The organism is Pseudomonas aylmerensis, from assembly GCF_001702265.1.
GTDB classification, from domain to species: domain Bacteria; phylum Pseudomonadota; class Gammaproteobacteria; order Pseudomonadales; family Pseudomonadaceae; genus Aquipseudomonas; species Aquipseudomonas aylmerensis.
Window position 1 is genome coordinate 51,366 of sequence record NZ_MAUE01000029.1, and the last position, 17,812, is coordinate 69,177.

12 protein-coding genes are annotated in these 17,812 nt (G+C 61.4%); 3 read left to right on the forward strand and 9 right to left on the reverse strand.

The features are described 5' to 3' along the window. Position 1: 1 nt before the first annotated feature. From BBG20_RS20555 to BBG20_RS20575, 5 genes are all read right to left on the reverse strand, one after another. Positions 2–979 carry an NAD(P)-dependent oxidoreductase gene (locus tag BBG20_RS20555; protein ID WP_065906535.1) on the reverse strand — a complete coding sequence of 326 codons (978 nt, stop codon included), beginning with the start codon at positions 977–979 and terminating at the stop codon, positions 2–4. Next, complete coding sequence (locus tag BBG20_RS20560; RefSeq protein ID WP_065906536.1) at positions 976–2,274, reverse strand: MFS transporter; 1,299 nt, start codon at positions 2,272–2,274, stop codon at positions 976–978. The genes BBG20_RS20555 and BBG20_RS20560 overlap by 4 nt, the downstream gene beginning before the upstream one ends. 45 nt (positions 2,275–2,319) lie before the next feature. After that, a complete protein-coding gene (locus tag BBG20_RS20565; protein WP_065906538.1) occupies positions 2,320–3,261 on the reverse strand; it encodes a sugar kinase in 942 nt (313 codons plus the stop codon). Then, entirely contained in the window at positions 3,254–4,036 is a 783-nt protein-coding gene (locus tag BBG20_RS20570) for a sugar phosphate isomerase/epimerase family protein (protein ID WP_065906540.1), read from the reverse strand. Before BBG20_RS20570 ends, BBG20_RS20565 begins: the two co-directional genes overlap by 8 nt. Before the next feature lie 71 nt (positions 4,037–4,107). Beyond that, entirely contained in the window at positions 4,108–5,121 is a 1,014-nt protein-coding gene (locus BBG20_RS20575) for a LacI family DNA-binding transcriptional regulator (protein ID WP_107339008.1), read from the reverse strand. A 304-nt stretch (positions 5,122–5,425) separates the two neighbouring features. On the opposite strand from BBG20_RS20575, the gene BBG20_RS20580 reads away from it, so the two are divergent. The 3 genes from BBG20_RS20580 to BBG20_RS20590 all read left to right on the forward strand — a co-directional run bounded on the left by BBG20_RS20580 (position 5,426) and on the right by BBG20_RS20590 (position 12,034). Further along, positions 5,426–7,336: a hypothetical protein gene (locus tag BBG20_RS20580; protein ID WP_141697307.1), complete on the forward strand. Its 1,911-nt coding sequence runs from the start codon at positions 5,426–5,428 to the stop codon at positions 7,334–7,336. 209 nt (positions 7,337–7,545) lie between these two features. Then, a complete protein-coding gene (locus BBG20_RS20585) occupies positions 7,546–9,546 on the forward strand; it encodes a hypothetical protein (RefSeq protein ID WP_065906547.1) in 2,001 nt (666 codons plus the stop codon). Positions 9,547–9,760: 214 nt separating this feature from the next. Next, positions 9,761–12,034, forward strand: coding sequence for an autotransporter outer membrane beta-barrel domain-containing protein (locus BBG20_RS20590; protein WP_065906549.1), 2,274 nt, complete (start codon positions 9,761–9,763; stop codon positions 12,032–12,034). Positions 12,035–12,086: 52 nt separating this feature from the next. On the opposite strand, the gene BBG20_RS20595 is transcribed toward BBG20_RS20590, so the two are convergent. From BBG20_RS20595 to BBG20_RS20610, 4 genes are all read right to left on the reverse strand, one after another. Next, on the reverse strand, positions 12,087–12,686 hold the full coding sequence (locus BBG20_RS20595; RefSeq protein ID WP_065906551.1) for a LysE family translocator: 600 nt from the start codon (positions 12,684–12,686) through the stop codon (positions 12,087–12,089). Positions 12,687–12,740: 54 nt separating this feature from the next. Further along, positions 12,741–13,580, reverse strand: a complete 840-nt coding sequence (locus tag BBG20_RS20600) for an AraC family transcriptional regulator (protein WP_065906553.1) — start codon at positions 13,578–13,580, stop codon at positions 12,741–12,743. 72 nt (positions 13,581–13,652) lie between these two features. Then, positions 13,653–14,294, reverse strand: coding sequence for a DUF1345 domain-containing protein (locus BBG20_RS20605; RefSeq protein WP_065906555.1), 642 nt, complete (start codon positions 14,292–14,294; stop codon positions 13,653–13,655). A 418-nt stretch (positions 14,295–14,712) separates the two neighbouring features. After that, positions 14,713–17,802 carry an efflux RND transporter permease subunit gene (locus tag BBG20_RS20610; RefSeq protein WP_065906556.1) on the reverse strand — a complete coding sequence of 1,030 codons (3,090 nt, stop codon included), beginning with the start codon at positions 17,800–17,802 and terminating at the stop codon, positions 14,713–14,715. Between the last annotated feature and the right edge of the window lie 10 nt (positions 17,803–17,812).

Below are 17,812 nucleotides of genomic sequence, written 5' to 3' on the forward strand. Positions count from 1 at the left end.
TTTATTGCTTCCAGGCCGTGGGGTTGACCAGGTTCTTCGGCCGTTCACCGGCCAACGCCGCGAGCAGATTGTCCACCGCGCACTGGGCCATCGCTTCGCGGGTTTCGTGGGTGGCCGAGCCGATATGCGGCGTGGCCACTACATTGTTCAGGCGCAGCAACGGCGAGTCGTGATCCAGCGGCTCGCGCTCGAACACGTCCAGTCCCGCCGCGCGAATCGTGCGTTTCTCCAACGCCTCGACCAGCGCCGCTTCGTCCACCACCTTGCCCCGCGAAATATTGATGAAGATCGTCTCCGGGCCCATCCGCGCGAACTGCTCGGCGCCGATGAGTTTCTCGGTTTCGGCCGTGAGCGGCAGGGTCAGGCAGACAAAGTCGGCCTGTTGCAGCAACTCATCCAGGCTGCGGTACTGCGCGCCAAAGCGCTTTTCCACGGCGGGCTTGGGCGCGTGGCTGTGGTAGATCACCGGCATGCCGAAGCCGAAATGCCCGCGCTGGGCCAAGGCCTCGCCAATGCGGCCCATGCCGATGATGCCGAGGGTCTTGCCGTGTACGTCAGTGCCGAAGTGCGCCGGGCCGATATTCTTGTTCCACTGGCCGGCTCGCACCATGTCGGCCAATTCGACCACGCGCCGGGCGGTGGCCAGGATCAGCGCGAAGCCAGTGTCGGCGGTGGTTTCAGTGAGCACGTCCGGGGTGTTGCTGAGCAGGATGCCGCGTTGGGTCAGGTAGTCGATGTCGTAGTTGTCGACGCCCACCGACACACTGGCCACCGCTTCCAATTGCGGCGCCAGGTCGAGCAATTGCGCACCCAGGCGCAGGCTGGCGCCGAGCAATCCATGGGCGCCGGGCAGGGCGTCGCGCAGCTTGGCCAGGCCGGTCTGGTCCAGCGCTTCGATCAGAGTGACGTCGGCCTGCTCATGCAAGCGCGCCATCAAGGGGGCGGAGAGTTTCTTGTACAGCACGACAGATTTTTTCATGAGGTTTTGGCCTTCAATTCAAGGGTGGGCAACGGCGCACGTTCACGGTCGCTGGCGCCGGGCTTGAGGAAAATCGTCAGCACCACTGACAGCAGCAACGCGCCGCTCATCAGCAGGTACGAGGCGCCGGGCGAGCCGGTGCTGCTATTGAGGTAACCCACCAGGTACGAGCCACCGAACGAGCCCAGGGCGCCCATGCTGTTGATCAGCGCCATGGCGCCCCCGGCGACGTTGGCCGGGAGGATTTCCGGCACAATCGCGAAAAACGGGCCGTAGGGCGCGTACATGCAGGCGCCGGCAATCACCAGCAGGGTGTAGGACCACCAGAAGTGTTCGGCGCCGAGCACGTAGGACGCATAGAACGCGATGGAGGCAATCAGCAGCGGCGGCCAGACGAAGCGTTTGCGCTTTTGCAGTTTGTCCGAGCCCCAGGACACCGCCAGCATGGCAATCACCGCCGCCAGGTAAGGCAGGGCCGACAGCCAGCCGGCCTCGACCATGTCCATCTGCAAGCCTTTCTTGAGGATCGACGGCAGCCACAACACGAAGCCGTACACGCCGATGCTCCAGCAGAAGAACTGCAGCGCGAGGATGATGACTTTCGGCGAGCGGAACGCTTCGGCGTAGTTCTTCACCGCCTTGATCCCGACCTGCTCGGCGGCCAACGCGCTTTCCAGGTCTTTTTTATGCTGCTCGCTCAGCCACTTGGCGTCGGCGGGTTTTTCATCCGCCAGCTTCCACCAGATAAACGCCCACAGCACCGCCGGCAGGCCTTCGATGATGAACATCCAGCGCCAGCTGAAATGCTGCACCAAATACCCCGAGACCACCGACATCCACAGCATGGTCACCGGGTTGCCGAGGATCAGGAAGGTGTTGGCGCGCGAGCGTTCGGCACGTGTAAACCAGTGGCACAGGTACACCAGCATCGCCGGCATCACGGCGGCCTCGACCACGCCAAGCATGAAGCGAATGACGATCAGCATGTAGGCGTTGGACACCACGCCTGTCAGCGTGGCCAGCCCGCCCCAGAGGATCAGGCTGACAAAGATCAGTTTTTTAACGCTGCGCTTTTGCGCGTAGATCGCCCCCGGCACCTGGAAGAAAAAGTAGCCAAGGAAAAACAATGCGCCCAGCAGCGATGACATGCCGGGGGTGATCATCAGGTCTTCGGCCATCCCGGAGGCGGCGGCGAAGCCGTAGTTGGCGCGGTCCAGGTACGCCAGGCTGTAGGTGATAAAAACGATGGGCATGATGTACCACCAACGGCGGGTGGCGAGTTTCACGGTTTCCATGGGGTTGCTCCTGAGCTTGTTGTAGTTGTGGCAACAGGTGATGGGTCAGGCAACGGATCGGTTGGGCAATTCTTCGCGCTTGGGTAAACCTTCCATGTCGCCGCGACTCTGCACGGCGCGGCTGCCGATCCAGTTGCCGCGCTGGACCGCCTCGGGAAAGCTGAGGTTTTCCAGCAGGGCACTGATCATGCCCACGGCAAAGCCATCGCCGGCACCCACGGTGTCGACGACCTTTTCGACCGGCACGGCGGCAACAAAGCCTTTGTCCATCTGCGTACGGAAGTAGGCGCCGTCCGGGCCGAGCTTGATCGCCACGGCTTCGGCGCCCTGGTCGAGGTAAAACGCGGCGATATCGGCCGGGTCGTCATAACCGGTGAGCAAGCGGCCTTCGCCCAGGCCCGGCAGGACCCAGTCGGCCAGGGCCGCCAGCGCGTTGATGGCGCTGATCATCTGCGCCTGGCTGGCCCACAGCGAAGGGCGCAGGTTCGGGTCGAACGACACGCTGCGTCCGGCCTTGCGCATTTGGGTCATCAATTCAACGGACAGCTCGTGGGTAGCGTCAGAAAGCGCCGGCGGAATGCCGGTGGCGTGCAAGTGACGCGCCTGCAGCAGCGCCGGGCTGATGGCGGCGATGGACAAGCGGCTGGCCGCCGAGCCCTTGCGGAAATACTCCACCTGCGGGTCAGCGCCGGCTTCTTCGCGGGACTTGAGTTGAAAGCCGGTCGGGTGCAGCGGGTCGACCGCCACATGCCGGCAATCCAGGCCTTCATTTTTGAGCGTGTCGACCACAAAGCGCCCGAGGGAATCATTGCCCACCCGGCTCAGCCAGGCCACGTTGAAACCCAGGCGCGACAGGCCGATGGCGACATTGCTGTCGGCCCCGGCGATACGTTTGTGAAACTGCGCCACCTGGGCCAGTTCGCCGGTCTGCTCGGCGACAAACATCGCCATGGTTTCACCAAACGAGAGGATATCGATCTCAGACATGCGCATTCTCCGCAGGCGGTTGGCCAAGGTGGGCGAGGGTAGCGACCTGCTGTGCGGTGACCGCGACCAGGTCATCGCCCTGCAGCGGGAATTCCACGGCCCGGGTAATACCTTGAGTCATGTGCTTGAGCAGTTGTTCCCACAGATGCAGGTCGGTGGCGCCAGGCGGCAGCGCCACCAGCTTGCCGTCTGCGCGGCGCGCCACGGCCTTGCAGTGCAGGTAGTCGACGTGCCGGCCCAACAGGCGCGCGGCGGTCAGCGCGGATTGGTCCTGCCACTGCCAGTTGCCGATGTCGAAGGTCATCTTCACCGGCAGGCCTTGGCGTTCGACCTCGGTGAAAAACCGCTGCATCGGCTCGATGCGCCCGCCGTACAGGGTCTGGTCGTTTTCCACCAACAGCTTGACCGAGTGACGGTTGAGCAGGGCGTGCAGGCTTTCCAGGTCGTTGGTGTCGGTGAAATAACCCAGCGAGACTTTCAGCCAGCACGCCCCGAAGGCCTGGGCGCGATCCAGGGTCGCGCTCAATTCGGCATTTGGCTGCGCACGGCCGGCGACCCACAGTTCCAGCGGCGATGAGAACACGCACTCCAGGCCCTGCGCAGCAGCGGCTTCGGCCAGTTGCGCGGGTTGTTCGTGGGTCAGCAGTTCTTCACGCCATTCGATGCGCTGGGCACCGGCGGAGGCCAGCAATTGGACAAAACTCAACTGGCCCTGCTGGCGGACCAGGTCGGCGCCGTAGCTGGAAAGGCTGATGGAGACGGGGTATTTATGCATTGTTGTCTACCTCTGAAACCGGTTTCATTTTTATACGCAAATCAACGCTGCAGGAGGCGGCAAGCCGGCTCCTACGTGGGGGTTGTGGAGCCTCGGACAATCAGTTGGGGCAAGAAATCCAGGGTGCGAGTCGGCTCGGTATCACCGCGCAGGCGCTTGAGCAAACAGTCGAAGGCGCTGGCGCCAATCGCCTCGGTCGGTTGGGCGAGGGCGGTGATGCCGGTGCCTACCAGCGGGTACCAGTCCAGGTCATCGAGGGCGATCAAGCCGACGTCGGCAAACAGCTCGCAGCCCAATGCCTTGAGGGCGCGGGTGCAGGCCAGTGCGGCGACGCCGTTGGCGCAGAACAAAGCCTTGCGGCCGGGTTTGGCGAGAAAGCGCTGCAGGCGCTGTTGCAACTGGTCATCCAGTTCCACGATGGCGCCGGTCAATGCCGGACGCCGGGCGATTTCGGCCTTGAAGCTGTCCAGGCGTTCCAGGCGTGAACTGGTGCCATCGGTGGCTTCGCTCACCAGCAACACATCGCGGTAACCCTGCTGTTCCAGGTGCTCCACCGCCATGCGCACCGCCGCCGGGTTATCCAGGCCGACCAGGTCGCTGTGCAGCGGCTCGAGCTTGCGGTCCACCAGCACCAGGGGCATTTCGCGTTGCAGTTCCAGCAGTTGGTCGAGGTGATGGCCGAGGGTGTTCACGATCAGCCCTTCGATGTTGTAGGCGCGCAGTGCTGCCAGGTGCTGGCGCTCCTGGGCGTCATCGCGGTCGGTGTTGCACACCACCAGGCTGTAGCCGTGCTGGCGACAGGCGGTTTCGACACCGTGCATCACGGCAATGGAATAGGGGTTGCGGATATCGGCCACCAGCATGCCGATCAGGCGCGTGCGGCCACGCTTCAAGCCACGCGCCATCTGGTTGGGGCGGTAGCCGAGTTCGTCGATGGCTTGTTCGATGCGCAGGGCGATGGCATCGGAGAGCAAGGCGCGGTCATCGCCGATAAAACGCGACACGCTGGCCTTGGACACACCCGCGCGCTCGGCCACGTCAAGCATGGTCACACGGCTGCGCTGGGCGGCGGAAAATGAATTCACGACGGTTGCACCTTTTTATTCGAGTCAAGGGCTCCAGTGACCGTGGTGCTGGCCCTGAAACCGGTTTCAGGAAACACCATCGACGACCATTCCGTCAAGGGCGGGTGACGATAGTCCTGGCCTTCATCCTGAACCAATCCGACGAATGGCGAGTGGTACCTGTTACTTCTGACAGTATCGGAGGTGTGCGTTTGAGCGCTTAATTCTCTCCAGGATAATTGCGAGGGAAGAGAAAATGCCCAGCTCACACAAACCAGCCGCCCAACCCGGTGTACGGTCTACCAAGGAGGGAGAGGCCCGCGTATTGCCGACTTTCGACGAGGTGGTAGGGGTCGATCCTGCGGACCCGGAAGGGCTGATTCCTCTGCCGGTATCGCTGCAACCGTTGCAGTGCCGTATTCCTCAGTGGGTGCCAGGTCCTTCAGTGGGCAGAACTCATGTCCTCACGCTGTGGTGGCGGGTGCGCGGCGTGAATGTCGAAGCTGACTCGCAGTCATTTACCGGGCCGCTGGATCCGGCGCGTTTTCCGTACCCCTTATATGTCCCTGTCAACTTCATGCGGGAACTCGATGCGGTGGTAGAGGCGTTTTATACGGTGACGGATGAAGGCGGCTTCGCGACGCCATCGTTTCCCTGGACGTTGACGGTGGATAACAACCCGCCAAGGTTTCAGGATCCGGACGACAAGGCGCGGTTTGTCGACCCTGCCATAGAGGCGTCCGGCATCACCGAAGCCGTGTTGGCCGCCAACCCGTTCATCGAAGTCGAGATACCGGCCTACATTGGCCGCGCGGCTCGTGATCAGGTCGGATATTACCTGAGCAATAACACACCGCCGTTTCCGCCCATCCAGACGGGCAGGCAGGAATTTCCACTGATCACCGATCCGCTGATTCTGCGGATTCCTGCCGAGCATTTTCGCGGCCTCAGTAACGGGATCGCCTATTTGCAATACCGCTTATATGATCGCGCCGAAAATTTCACGTTGGCGTTCAGTGCTCCGATGGATTTCCAGGTGAATCTGATTGCTGACCCGAGCAACTTGCCTGCGCCCGATATTCGTCCTCCTGCCTATCTGGACTTCCTGATCAAGCGTGATGATGCGCGAGCGCGGGTCGCGGCGCGGATTCCCCGTGAATACGATGATTTTGCAGCGGGCGACCGTGTCGTGATGTTCTGTGACGGTCGCCCTGTGCTGCCGGCAATACCTATCACCGGCTTCCCATTTCCGGTCGAGATACCCTGGGATATCTTGCGCGGGTCCGGCCCTCTGGCGCGTACCGAGGTGCAAGTCAGGTACGAGATTCAACGTGCGGGGCGCCCACCCGTGCCTTCGCCGTCGAGTTTTTTCTGGGTCGACCTGACTATCGCCGGACAGGATCACGCCAATGCGCCCGCGCTGCTCAATACCACGCTGGAGCGGGTGGATGTGTACGGCAAAGGCTCTGGATTACACAATGAACTCGATTCTCGTGATGCGACGGCCGGCGCTGAGGTATGGGTACGCCTCTACCAGAACCCGGTGGCGGGAGAGCGGCTGGAGCTGTATTGGAACGACGTGGGGCCGGTGGCCCACTATGAAGTGCAGCCGGGAGATGTGTTCGACCAGCCGGTACCGTTCACGGATGTGCCCGGTAACGTGATTGTCAGCGGTGGTGATTTCCCGGACTTGCCGGTGTATTACACCACCAGTAACGGGGTGAACGAACAGCATTCAGACTCGACGCCCGTCAATGTTCATGCGGCGCCGTTGATTCAGTTTGATGCCCCATTGATACAACATACCCTGCATGGCCCTGTCAACTATCTTACTTGCGAATCGCGCCCGGCTATTTGCCATGGAGTGTATTGGTTCATACGCGATGACAGTCGATTTCAAACTGGGGATGAAATTCAATTTTTTTGGCAAGGTTATACACAGAATAACGGCGAAGAGCCGATTGCAGATACTGACTTCAGCGTAACGGTTAATTATGTCGCCAACGGGCAAGCGGTCAGGGTGTGGCCATGGGACACGAAGATTGAACCGATGCAGAGATTTGCATCGGCGATCGCCAGGTTTTTCGTACTTCGGCGGGGTGTTGTGATAGGCCAGTCCGCCCAGAAACTGGTGCGTATTGATCGCGTGTATCCCGGTTCTGGAAGGATTTGTCAGCCAGGCGATGAGGGTTTTTGTGATTCACTGGACGATGAATGCCCGAACAGTCAGGGATGATTGCAGGGAAGTTAGAACCCACTGATTTGTTTGAGTGAGCCTGTCTCCATCATTCAGCCGTGGATACACTTCGGTTGCGGAATCGCTTGAACTTTTTTTGTCGGTGAGTGGCGGTAGGGATAATAAGAAAGTTGCACATGCTGTGTGGATCTATGGGCGTCGTCGCGCGCTCGACAGAGTAATCTTTTATACCAAAGAGAGTGACTCACATGAAAAAGATAGTTCCCAAGTCCAAACAAACAGGTGTGGGGCCCACCACGGTTCCCGTTGTACTGACTGCTCCGACTATTACCGGGCTGGTTGATCCGATCGAATACCCGGGCCTGATTTTCAGAGAAGCGGCGGATAAAAACTTTCTTGAAGTGGATATTCCGCTGTGGTCTCCCGCGCCTACCAACCCGTTAAGGCCCGATACCCTGGATATCCATCTTGATGATTTCCCTGATTTCCTGACGACCGGGCGCATCAGCAGTGAACCGGTATTTTTCCCAACGCCCATTCCGGACTTCTATACGATCAATGTTGCGCGGCGATTCCTCAATGAAGGTGAACACACGCTCAGCTACAGAATCATCCAGAGCTCCGGGAATGACTCAGGCTCGTTTGGGGCACCGCTGGTCATCGACCGAACGGCTCCCTACGACAGCATTCCCGACGGGCCTCGCCGTTTGACGCTACCGCCTGGATGGGCGGGCAGCGTCACTCAGACGCTGCTGGACGCAAACCCCACCGGCGTACCCTTCGGGATTCCAGCGTATGTCGCGGAGGGGGCCAAGCCCGGTGATAGATGGCGCCTGTACAACGGCGACTCACTGGAGGTTCTTGCGGAGGGCCCGGTGTTCCCCGACAGCGTGGTGCGCTTCACCCAGGCCTTGGCCGATATGGGGGATGGCCCTCGTAGGTTGAGGTACCGCTTGGTCGATGTCGCCGGCAATATCAGCGACGCTTCGTTCGAACTGCCTATCACGGTGGGGTTGCGACCTGCGCCAGTACTCAGCCCGCCGGGTGTAAGGGATGCGCTTTCCTTGACGGGCGTGGGTGACCGCCTGATTAACCGTATCGATACCGCCGCCTCTTCCGGCATGTTTGTGATTATTCCGAATTACGACGCTGATCGTGCGAACGATCAACTGCTGGTGCGCCTGACCACCACGCATGGTTCCCGGGACGTAGGCCCCTACCCACTGGGTGGGTCTGCACTGCCGTACAACTTCCATGTGGCCTTTCAGACGCTGGTCGACTTGTACGCTACGAGTACCGGCAGGATCAACTTGAGGGTGGATTATGCGGTGGATCGAGGGGGGCTGATGCATTGGGTCCCCACGCCTACCAATATCGACCTCGACCTGCAGGTGGGGGGGCCGATCAACCCTTGGGAGCCTGAGCTGATCAACCCCAACCTGCCACTGCCAATCCTGACGGGGCGTGGCTCAGGGTTGACCAACGAATTGGATGAGCGCGACTCACAGATGAATGCCGATGTCGTCGTACGCCTGTGGAGCGGTGCTCCGCCGCCGTCTGCAATGCGCTTCTGGATCAATCTGTTCTACCAAAACGAACTGGTCGATAGAAAAGAGGTGGACCCCGCGACCGCCATGCCGGGTGATGAGATCGACATGGAAGTGGCATTTCCGTTCATCCAGAAGCATTCCAACAACGAGATTCCACTGCGTTACGAAATCGAGATCAGTGGGACCAACAACCGGGTTTCATCACCGTCCCAGGACATCAACGTCAATGCCAACGTGATTGCGTTCCCTCCACCCCGGGTCCTTAACGTCTTGCCCGAGATCCCAGGTATTGCGCCTGCAGAAATCGTGTGCAATACGTTGCAAGGACCGGATCTCGAGGTGCAGGTATTTGTGCCACCTCATGAACTGTTGGCGGAGGGCATGATTATCACGCTGAATTGGACGGGCTGCAGTGACAATGATGGCGCAGTCCCTATTCCTGGGGCGAGCGGGCCGTTTCTGTTCGGGCCGTTGAACTTCGAGCAGACCCGGTTGGGCTTCACTGTCCCCGTCAAGCCTTACGCGACCTACGTGAAGCCCATCAGTACGGCAGCGCTGGATATGGGGTCGGTCAAGATCACCTACACCGTACCCATCATTGGTACCCCGTCTCCTGTTCTTTCCGCCGAAGCCATCCTGTTGGTGAGAGGGATTCGCCCAGGTCTGGTCTACTGTGACGGTTCACCTTGGCCGAGTTGAGAGCGGGCCTATGTCGTACTAAAAAGAGGAGCCTGGCTCCTCTTTTTTTTTGACCGTTGAGGCGTCGGGCAACTCAGCTATTAATCGCAGATAAGTCCTACATACCCATTCCCCCTTCCTCACTAACCTGCGCCCCGTCATGACCTGGGCCTATCTCGCTTGGTGCCGGTCAATTCGTTCCCTTTCGGGAAGGTTCTTTACGGGTATACATGCAATGACTATCGATGCACGGTTCAAAAAACATCCTTTGGCCCTGGCGCTCCAGGTGCCTGCTGTCGGCCTGCTGTTGCTGGGCGCCACCTTCACCCATGCCACCACCACATTGCACCCAGGCTTGGAACGCACTATCGAGGCCGGTGTACGGGTGGACGACTGGATCATCAGCAAGAATGCCCACTTGACGTCCAACGGTGCCCAGATGCTTCAGTCGCGAGTGACTGCCGGTGCACTGACCCTGAACGCAGGTAGCAAGGCGCAGGACATTTATGCGACCCAGGGTTCGCAAATCAACCTCGACGGCGCATCGGTAGAAGCCCGCGGTACCGCCGCCTTTGCCATCAACCTGCAAGGCAGTAACGCCCAGATCAGGGGCAGCGAGGTCATCAATCACAACGGTGTCGGCCTCTTGGCTGCACGTAACTTCCTCACTGATGAGGGTTCGACAGCCACTGTTTTCGACAGCACTATCCTGGGCTCCACTGAAGGTGCGCGGGCCACCTCATTCAGCCAGCTCGACTTCTTTGGCTCGGATGTGATTGCAACCGATGAGGATGGCATCGGCGTATTGTTGCTGGGCGGGGCCGCCAGTGCGGTCGCCAGCGTCATTACCGGTGGCGAGAATGGTGTACGCCTGAGTTATGAAAGTGCGGACATGAACAGCAGCAGCCTGGTATTGAACCGCTCGCATGTCGAAGGTCGCAACGGTGCCGCGCTGTTGGTGGAAGGCGACGAATACGGCACGACCGAGGCGGATATCCACGTGCTCAACGGCTCGACCTTGAGCGGCGGCAACGGCAATATCCTGGAAGTCACCGGCGGCGCCAGCGCCAACATGAACGTCGACCGCAGCTTCCTGGTGGGTGACATCGTGGTCGAAGAGGGCGGCAGCGCGAAAGTGCAGCTCAACAATGGCTCCTGGCTGACCGGCCAGTTGAAGAACGTCGCCGAGTTGAGCGTCAACGATGCCTCCAATTGGGTATTGGTAGGCGACAGCAATGTCGACGCCTTGAAGATGGGCGGCGGCGCCGTGCACTTTGGTGGGCCGGATGAGTTCTACCAGTTGGACGTCAAGAGCCTGGAAGGCAACGGCACGTTCATCATGCACACCGACTTTGCCACTCACCAGACCGACTTCCTCAACGTGGAAGGCAGGGCCGAGGGGAACCACCGCCTGTTGCTGGACGCCACCGGTTCGGAACTGGCCAGCGGCAAGCCGATCAAGGTGGTGCATACCGAAGGCGGCGACGCACACTTTTCCCTGGTGGGCGACACCGTGGACATCGGCGCCTATGCCTATGGTCTGCAAAAGGACGGCAACGACTGGGAACTCGACCCGACGCGTCGCGGTACCAGCACCAGCGCCCACTCGGTACTGGCGTTGTTCAACAGTGCGCCGACCGTGTTGTACGGCGAGTCGTCCATCCTGCGCACCCGCATGGGTGAATTGCGCTTCAGCGATGGCAAGGACAATGGCCTGTGGATGCGCAGCTACGGCAACAAATATGAAGTGGCCGCCAACAAAAACGGTGCCGGTTATGCGCAAACCCAGAAGGGCTTCACGATTGGCGCCGACGCGCCGTTGTCCAGCGGTGATGGTCAGTGGCTGGCCGGTGTCATGGCCGGTCACAGCAGCTCGGACCTGAACCTCACTCGTGGCAGTAAAGGCGAGGTCAAGAGCTACTACCTGGGTGCCTACGCCACGTGGCTGGACGATGAGAGCGGTCTGTATTTCGACGGTGTCGCCAAGCTCAACCGCTTGCACAACGACGTGAACGTGATCATGAGCGACGGCAAGAAAGCCAAGGGCAGCTACGCGCAAAATGCCGTGGGGGCCTCGGCGGAATTGGGTCGCCATATCAAACTGGACAACGACTTCTTCATCGAACCCTACGGCCAGTTGTCGGCAACCATCACCCAGGCGCAGAGCTATGAGCTGTCCAACGGCCTGCAAGCCAAGGGTGATCGCTCCAGCTCCGTGGTCGGCAAGGTGGGCGTGACCACCGGCAAGAACATCCAGCTGGACAGCGGCGGTGTGTTGCAGCCGTACCTGCGCACCGCGCTCGCCCATGAGTTCGACCAGAGCAACAAGGTGTTCGTCAACGATCAGAGCTTCAACAATGATCTGTCGGGCTCGCGAATCGAGCTGGCGGCAGGCTTGGCCATGTCGGTGTCCAAGAACGTCAAGCTGCATGCGGATATTGAAACCAGCAAAGGCAAGAAGATCGACCAGCCTTGGGGCGTCAACTTCGGTGTGCGTTACGATTTCTAAGGCGCACACACACTTGAACAGGGGAAGCTAGGGCTTCCCCTTTTTTGTGCCTTCAGATCAGTACGCCGAGCCAGGTCGAACCCAGCAGGAGCAAGGCCATGCACTGGTTGAAACGGCGCATGGCCTGCGCCGAGCGCAAGACCCGGCTGGAGCCTGCGCCCAGCATCGCCCAGGCGCCGAGACAGGGCAGGGAAATCAGGAAAAACACCAGCGACAGGATCAGCACCTGGTGCTGGCGGTCTGCGCCAGTGCCGGCGAACACACTGACCACCGCCAATGCCATCATCCAGGTCTTGGGGTTGATCAATTGCAGGCTGGCGGCGCCCGTCAAGCCCAGGCGTGTTTGCGCCGATTGCGGGTCGATCGCGGTTGTCGGTGCGCGGAAAATCTGCCAGGCCAGATAGCTTAGCCACGCCACACCAGCCCACTGCATCGCGCTTTGTACCCTGGGCAGTTGCACCAGCGACTGGCCCACGCCGGCCCCCACCAGCAGCACAATCCCCGCCGCGCCGGCGCACGCCCCGAGGATGATCGGCAAGGCGGCCTTGAAGCCATACCGCGCGCTGTTGCTTAGCACCAGGATATTGGTAGGGCCGGGGGTGATGGAGGCGACGAAGGCGAACAGCATGAACGGCAGCAACGTGGGCAACATGGCGGGTGACTCCGGTAAACCAATGGATGGAGTCGATCTTCGCCAGCGCGCACGTTACCTGTCTGGAAGATTTGAGCAGCGCTTGCGGTACGCGGCGGGCGTCAGACCGTAGGCGCGCACGAACCAGCGACCGAGGTGGCTCTGGTCGGCAAAGCCCAGGGCGATTGCCACATCGGCCGGTTGCTCGCCCTTGGCCAGCCAGTGCCGGGCGCGCGCCAGGCGCAGTTGCACCAGATAGGCATGCGGCGGCAGGCCGAAGGCGCTCTTGAACGCGCGGGTCAGGCGGAAGCGGTCGACGCCACAGGCCAGCGCCAGTTCATCCATGCCGACGTCGTGATGCAGGTGGGCGTGCAGGTATTCCCGCGCCTTGTGGGCCACCCGCGGCAGGCGTGGATCCTCGCGGTAACGGCTACGCCAGTGCAGTTGGGCTGTGAGGCGCTCGAGCAACTGGTCCATGGCCCGTTGCCGCACAATGCGCAACTCGCCACTGTGCAGGGTCTGGAAGGCCTGGCTGGTGGCAATGGCCAGGCGCGGGTCGCTGGTCAAGGTGTGGGCGAACCCCAGTTGGCTGTCGAGCGGCGCCTCTTCGAACACCGCACTCACTTCCCGCGCCAGCCACTGCGGGTCGAGGTAGAGCATGTGGTAGGTGAAGCCGTCCGGCGTGGGCGCATCGCCGTCATGCAACTCGCCGGGCTCGACCAGGAACACCTGGCCGGGCACGCTGTTGTGACGGGTGCGACGGCAGTTGAATTGCTGCACGCCTTGTTCAGTCACGCCGACCAGGTAGCTGTCGTGCCAATGGGGGTCGTAGGCATGCCCCTCGAAATGCGCGCGCAGGGTCTCGATGCCGGTGTCGGCGTCCTGGGACAGGTCGATCCAATTGCGCGCGGCCATAAGACACCGGGACGGAATGTGTAAGGGTATTAGCGCCCAGCGGCTCCAGGGCGTCTAGAAGGTTTGTGCAGCCTAGCCGAACAGTCCGGCGGCGATGTTGATCGAGAAACCCAGGATCGCGGTGTTGAACAGGAATCCGATCAACGACTGGCCCAGCACCACCTTGCGCATGCCCCGGGTGGCAACGCCGACGTCGGAGGTTTGCACCGCCACGCCGATGGTGAAGGAAAAATACAGGAAGTCCCAATAGTTGGGGGTCAGCAAGCCTTCGGCAAAACGCAGCGCCGGCTCCTTGCCCTCCCAGGTGTAATAGAGGCGGGCGTAATGCACGCTGAAAATCACCCCGATCAGCAGCCACGAACCGATCACCGTCAGCCCGGTAAAGCCGTAGTGCAGCAAGCGCTCGGACGTGGCCAGGTCCTTGCTGCCGACCAGCTCGAACGTGATGGTGGCCAAACTCGCGATGGCCGCGATGCACACCATGAACAGCACCAGCCCGGCATTTTCATCCTCGATCTCGGCGATGCGTTTTACATCCTGGGCCTTGGCGCGGATGGTCAGCCACAGCATCAGCACCAGGTAAGTCCAGACCCCGGCGTTCCAGCCGATGAGGATCTTGCTCACGAGAGTATCCGCCGGCGCCAGGATGCCTACGGCAAGGCCAAGCACGGCGGCGGAAGAGAGGCGAGGGTGGGTACGGGCTAGAAACGGCATGGCAGCTCACACATGGCTATTTGTGAGCACCTTAGCGCATTCTGAAGCGGCTGGCCCAATGGTGAGCTTGTGGAGAGCGAGGGGGTATGGGGGGAGCATGGGTTCATGGGGTGAAGATGGCTCCATGGGGTGGACTGGCTTCATGTGGTGAACTGGGGGCAAGGGGTAAAGATGGCTTCATGTGGTGAACGGGTGTCATGTGGTGAGCATGGCTTCATGTGTTAAAGATGGCTTAATGTGGTGAGCAGGCTTCATGTGGCGAGCGGGCTTGCCCCGCGTTGGGCTGCGAAGCAGCCCCGATAGTCTCACCGCGGTTTTCCAGATATTCCGGGGTGGATGGTTTTGGGGCCGCTTCGCAGCCCAACGCGGGGCAAGCCCGCTCGCCACAACAAGCTAGTCACAAGAACCACCGCCCGCATCAGCCCTTCTTGCGCACCAGCTTCATCACCACCACAAAAAACACCGGCACAAACACCACCGCCAACGTCGCGGTAATCATCCCGCCGATCACCCCGGTACCAATTGCCTGCTGGCTCGCCGAGCTGGCGCCGGTGGCAATCGCCAGCGGCACCACGCCGAGGATGAACGCCAGCGAGGTCATGATGATCGGTCGCAACCTCAGCCGCGCGGCCTTGAGGGTCGCATCGATCAGGTCTTCGCCCTGGTCATACAGGTCCTTGGCAAATTCGATGATCAGGATCGCGTTCTTCGCCGACAGCCCGATGATGGTGATCAAGCCGACCTTGAAGAACACATCGTTGGGCATGCCACGCAAGGTCACGGCCAGCACCGCGCCGAGGACGCCCAACGGCACTACCAGCAGCACGGAGGTCGGGATCGACCAGCTTTCATACAGCGCCGCCAGGCACAGGAACACGATCAGCAGCGACAACCCCAACAGCAAGGGTGCCTGCGAGCCGGACAAGCGTTCCTGCAACGACAACCCGGTCCATTCCTGGCCAAGGCCCGCCGGCAACTGGCTGACCAGGCGCTGGATTTCTTCCATCGCTTCGCCGGTGCTGTGGCCCGGCGCGGCCTCACCACTGATGGCAATCGCCGGATAACCGTTGTAGCGGGTCAGCTGCGCCGGGCCCTGGGTCCACTTGGCTTCGACAAACGCCGACAGCGGCACCATCTTTCCAGCGTTGTTGCGCACGTGGATCTTCATCAAGTCGGCGACCTGGCTGCGCTGGTCACCTTCGGCCTGCACCACCACCCGCTGCATGCGGCCCTGGTTGGGGAAATCGTTGACATACGCCGAGCCGATGGCCGAGGACAGCACGTTGCCGACATCGGCAAACGACACGCCCAGCGCATTGGCCTGCTTGCGGTCGACTTCCAACTGCACCTGCGGCGCCTCGGCGAGGGCGCTTTCGCGCACGTTGGCGAGGATCGGGCTTTTTTCCGCGGCCGCCAGCAGCTCGGTACGGGCCTGCATCAATGCGGCGTGGCCGACGCCCCCTCGGTCCTGCAGACGGAATTCGAACCCGCTGGAAGTGCCCAGCCCATCCACCGGCGGCGGCAGGATCGCATAGGCGATCGCATCCTTGAGCTCGCTGAACGTCGCGTTGGCGCGGTCGGCAATCGAGGCGGCGGAGTCATCGCTGCCACGCTGCGACCAGTCCTTGAGCGTGGTGAACGCCAACGCCGCGTTCTGCCCCGAGCCGGAGAAGCTGAAGCCCATGATCATGGTGGTATCGCCCACCCCTGGCTCGCTGGCGTTGTGCGCTTCGATCTGCTCGGCGACCTGCACCGTGCGGTTCTTGCTCGCACCCGGCGGCAGCTGGATATCGGTGATGGTGTAGCCCTGGTCTTCGACCGGCAGGAACGAGGAGGGCAGGCGGCTGAACATCAACCCCAGGCCCACCAGCAACACCAGGTAGACCAGCAGGTAGCGGCCGCTGCGCTTGAGCGCATAGGCCACCCAGCCTTCGTAGCGATCGGTGAGTTGCTCGAAACGTTTGTTGAACCAGCCGAAGAACCCCCCCTTGGCATGGTGCTCGCCCTTGGCGATCGGCTTGAGCAGGGTGGCGCACAGCGCCGGGGTCAAGGTCAGGGCCAGGAACGCCGAGAACAGGATCGAGGTGGCCATCGACAGCGAGAACTGCTGGTAGATCACCCCCACCGAACCGGCCATGAACGCCATCGGCAGGAACACCGCCACCAGCACCAGGGTAATCCCGACGATAGCGCCCGTGATCTGGCCCATGGCTTTCTTCGTCGCCTCCTTGGGCGACAGGCCCTCGGTGACCATGATCCGCTCGACGTTCTCCACCACCACAATGGCGTCATCCACCAGGATGCCGATGGCCAGCACCATGCCAAACATGGTCAGCACGTTGATCGAGAACCCCAGCAACAGCATGGTCGCGAAGGTGCCCATCAGCGCGATCGGCACCACCAGCGTCGGGATCAGCGTATAGCGCACGTTCTGCAGGAACAGGAACATCACCGCAAACACCAGCGCCATGGCTTCGAGCAGGGTGTAGACCACCTTGGTGATCGAGACCTTGACGAACGGCGAGGTGTCGTACGGAATCTTGTATTCGACATTGGCCGGGAAGTAGCGCGACAGCTCGTCCATCTTCGCCCGCACCAGGGTCGCCGTGTTCAACGCGTTGGCGCCCGGCGCCAGTTGCACGCTGACGGCGGTGGACGGCTTGCCGTTCAGGCGCGTGGAAAACTGGTACTCCTGGCTGCCGATTTCCACCCGCGCCACGTCGCCGATGCGCACGGTGGAGCCATCCGGATTGGCCTTGAGCACGATGTCGGCGAATTCCGCCGGCGTCGACAGCTGGCCCTTGACCAGGATCGCGGCGGTGATTTCCTGGGTCCTGGTGCCCGGCAAGTCGCCGATGCTGCCAGCGGAAACCTGGGCGTTCTGCGCGCTGATCGCGGCATTCACGTCCGCCGGGGTCAGGTTGAAGCCGATCAGCTTTTGCGGGTCGATCCAGATGCGCATGGCGCGCTCGGCGCCATACAACTGCGCCTTGCCGACCCCGTCGAGGCGCTTGAGCTCGTTCATCACGTTGCGCGCCAGGTAATCGCTGAGCGCTACGTCATCGAGCTTGCCGTCGCTGGAGGTGAGGGTCACCAGCAGCAGGAAACCGGCGGACACTTTCTCCACCTGCAAACCCTGCTGCGTCACCGCTTGCGGCAGGCGCGGCTCGACTGCCTTGAGACGGTTTTGCACATCCACCTGGGCCATTTCCGGATCGGTGCCCGGCTGGAACGTCGCGGTGATGGTGGCCGAACCGAGGCTGCTCTGGGATTCGAAATACAACAGGTGGTCGGCGCCATTGAGCTCCTGCTCGATCAGGCTGACCACGCTTTCGTCCAGGGTCTGGGCCGAGGCACCGGGATACACCGCGTAGATCTCGACTTTGGGCGGCGCGACGTTGGGGTACTGCGCCACCGGCAACTGCGGGATCGCCAGCAAGCCGGCGAGCAGGATAAACAGGGCGACCACCCAGGCGAAGATCGGGCGATCAATAAAGAACTGCGGCATTCTCAATAAT

Excerpts from the sequence above, each read along its gene's own strand:
- BBG20_RS20555 (WP_065906535.1), bottom strand. The coding sequence starts at position 979 with ATGAAAAAATCTGTCGTGCTGTACAAGAAACTCTCCGCCCCCTTGATG.
- BBG20_RS20560 (WP_065906536.1), bottom strand. The coding sequence starts at position 2,274 with ATGGAAACCGTGAAACTCGCCACCCGCCGTTGGTGGTACATCATGCCC.
- BBG20_RS20565 (WP_065906538.1), bottom strand. The coding sequence starts at position 3,261 with ATGTCTGAGATCGATATCCTCTCGTTTGGTGAAACCATGGCGATGTTT.
- BBG20_RS20570 (WP_065906540.1), bottom strand. The coding sequence starts at position 4,036 with ATGCATAAATACCCCGTCTCCATCAGCCTTTCCAGCTACGGCGCCGAC.
- BBG20_RS20585 (WP_065906547.1), top strand. The coding sequence starts at position 7,546 with ATGAAAAAGATAGTTCCCAAGTCCAAACAAACAGGTGTGGGGCCCACC.
- BBG20_RS20590 (WP_065906549.1), top strand. The coding sequence starts at position 9,761 with ATGACTATCGATGCACGGTTCAAAAAACATCCTTTGGCCCTGGCGCTC.
- BBG20_RS20595 (WP_065906551.1), bottom strand. The coding sequence starts at position 12,686 with ATGTTGCCCACGTTGCTGCCGTTCATGCTGTTCGCCTTCGTCGCCTCC.
- BBG20_RS20600 (WP_065906553.1), bottom strand. The coding sequence starts at position 13,580 with ATGGCCGCGCGCAATTGGATCGACCTGTCCCAGGACGCCGACACCGGC.
- BBG20_RS20605 (WP_065906555.1), bottom strand. The coding sequence starts at position 14,294 with ATGCCGTTTCTAGCCCGTACCCACCCTCGCCTCTCTTCCGCCGCCGTG.
- BBG20_RS20610 (WP_065906556.1), bottom strand. The coding sequence starts at position 17,802 with ATGCCGCAGTTCTTTATTGATCGCCCGATCTTCGCCTGGGTGGTCGCC.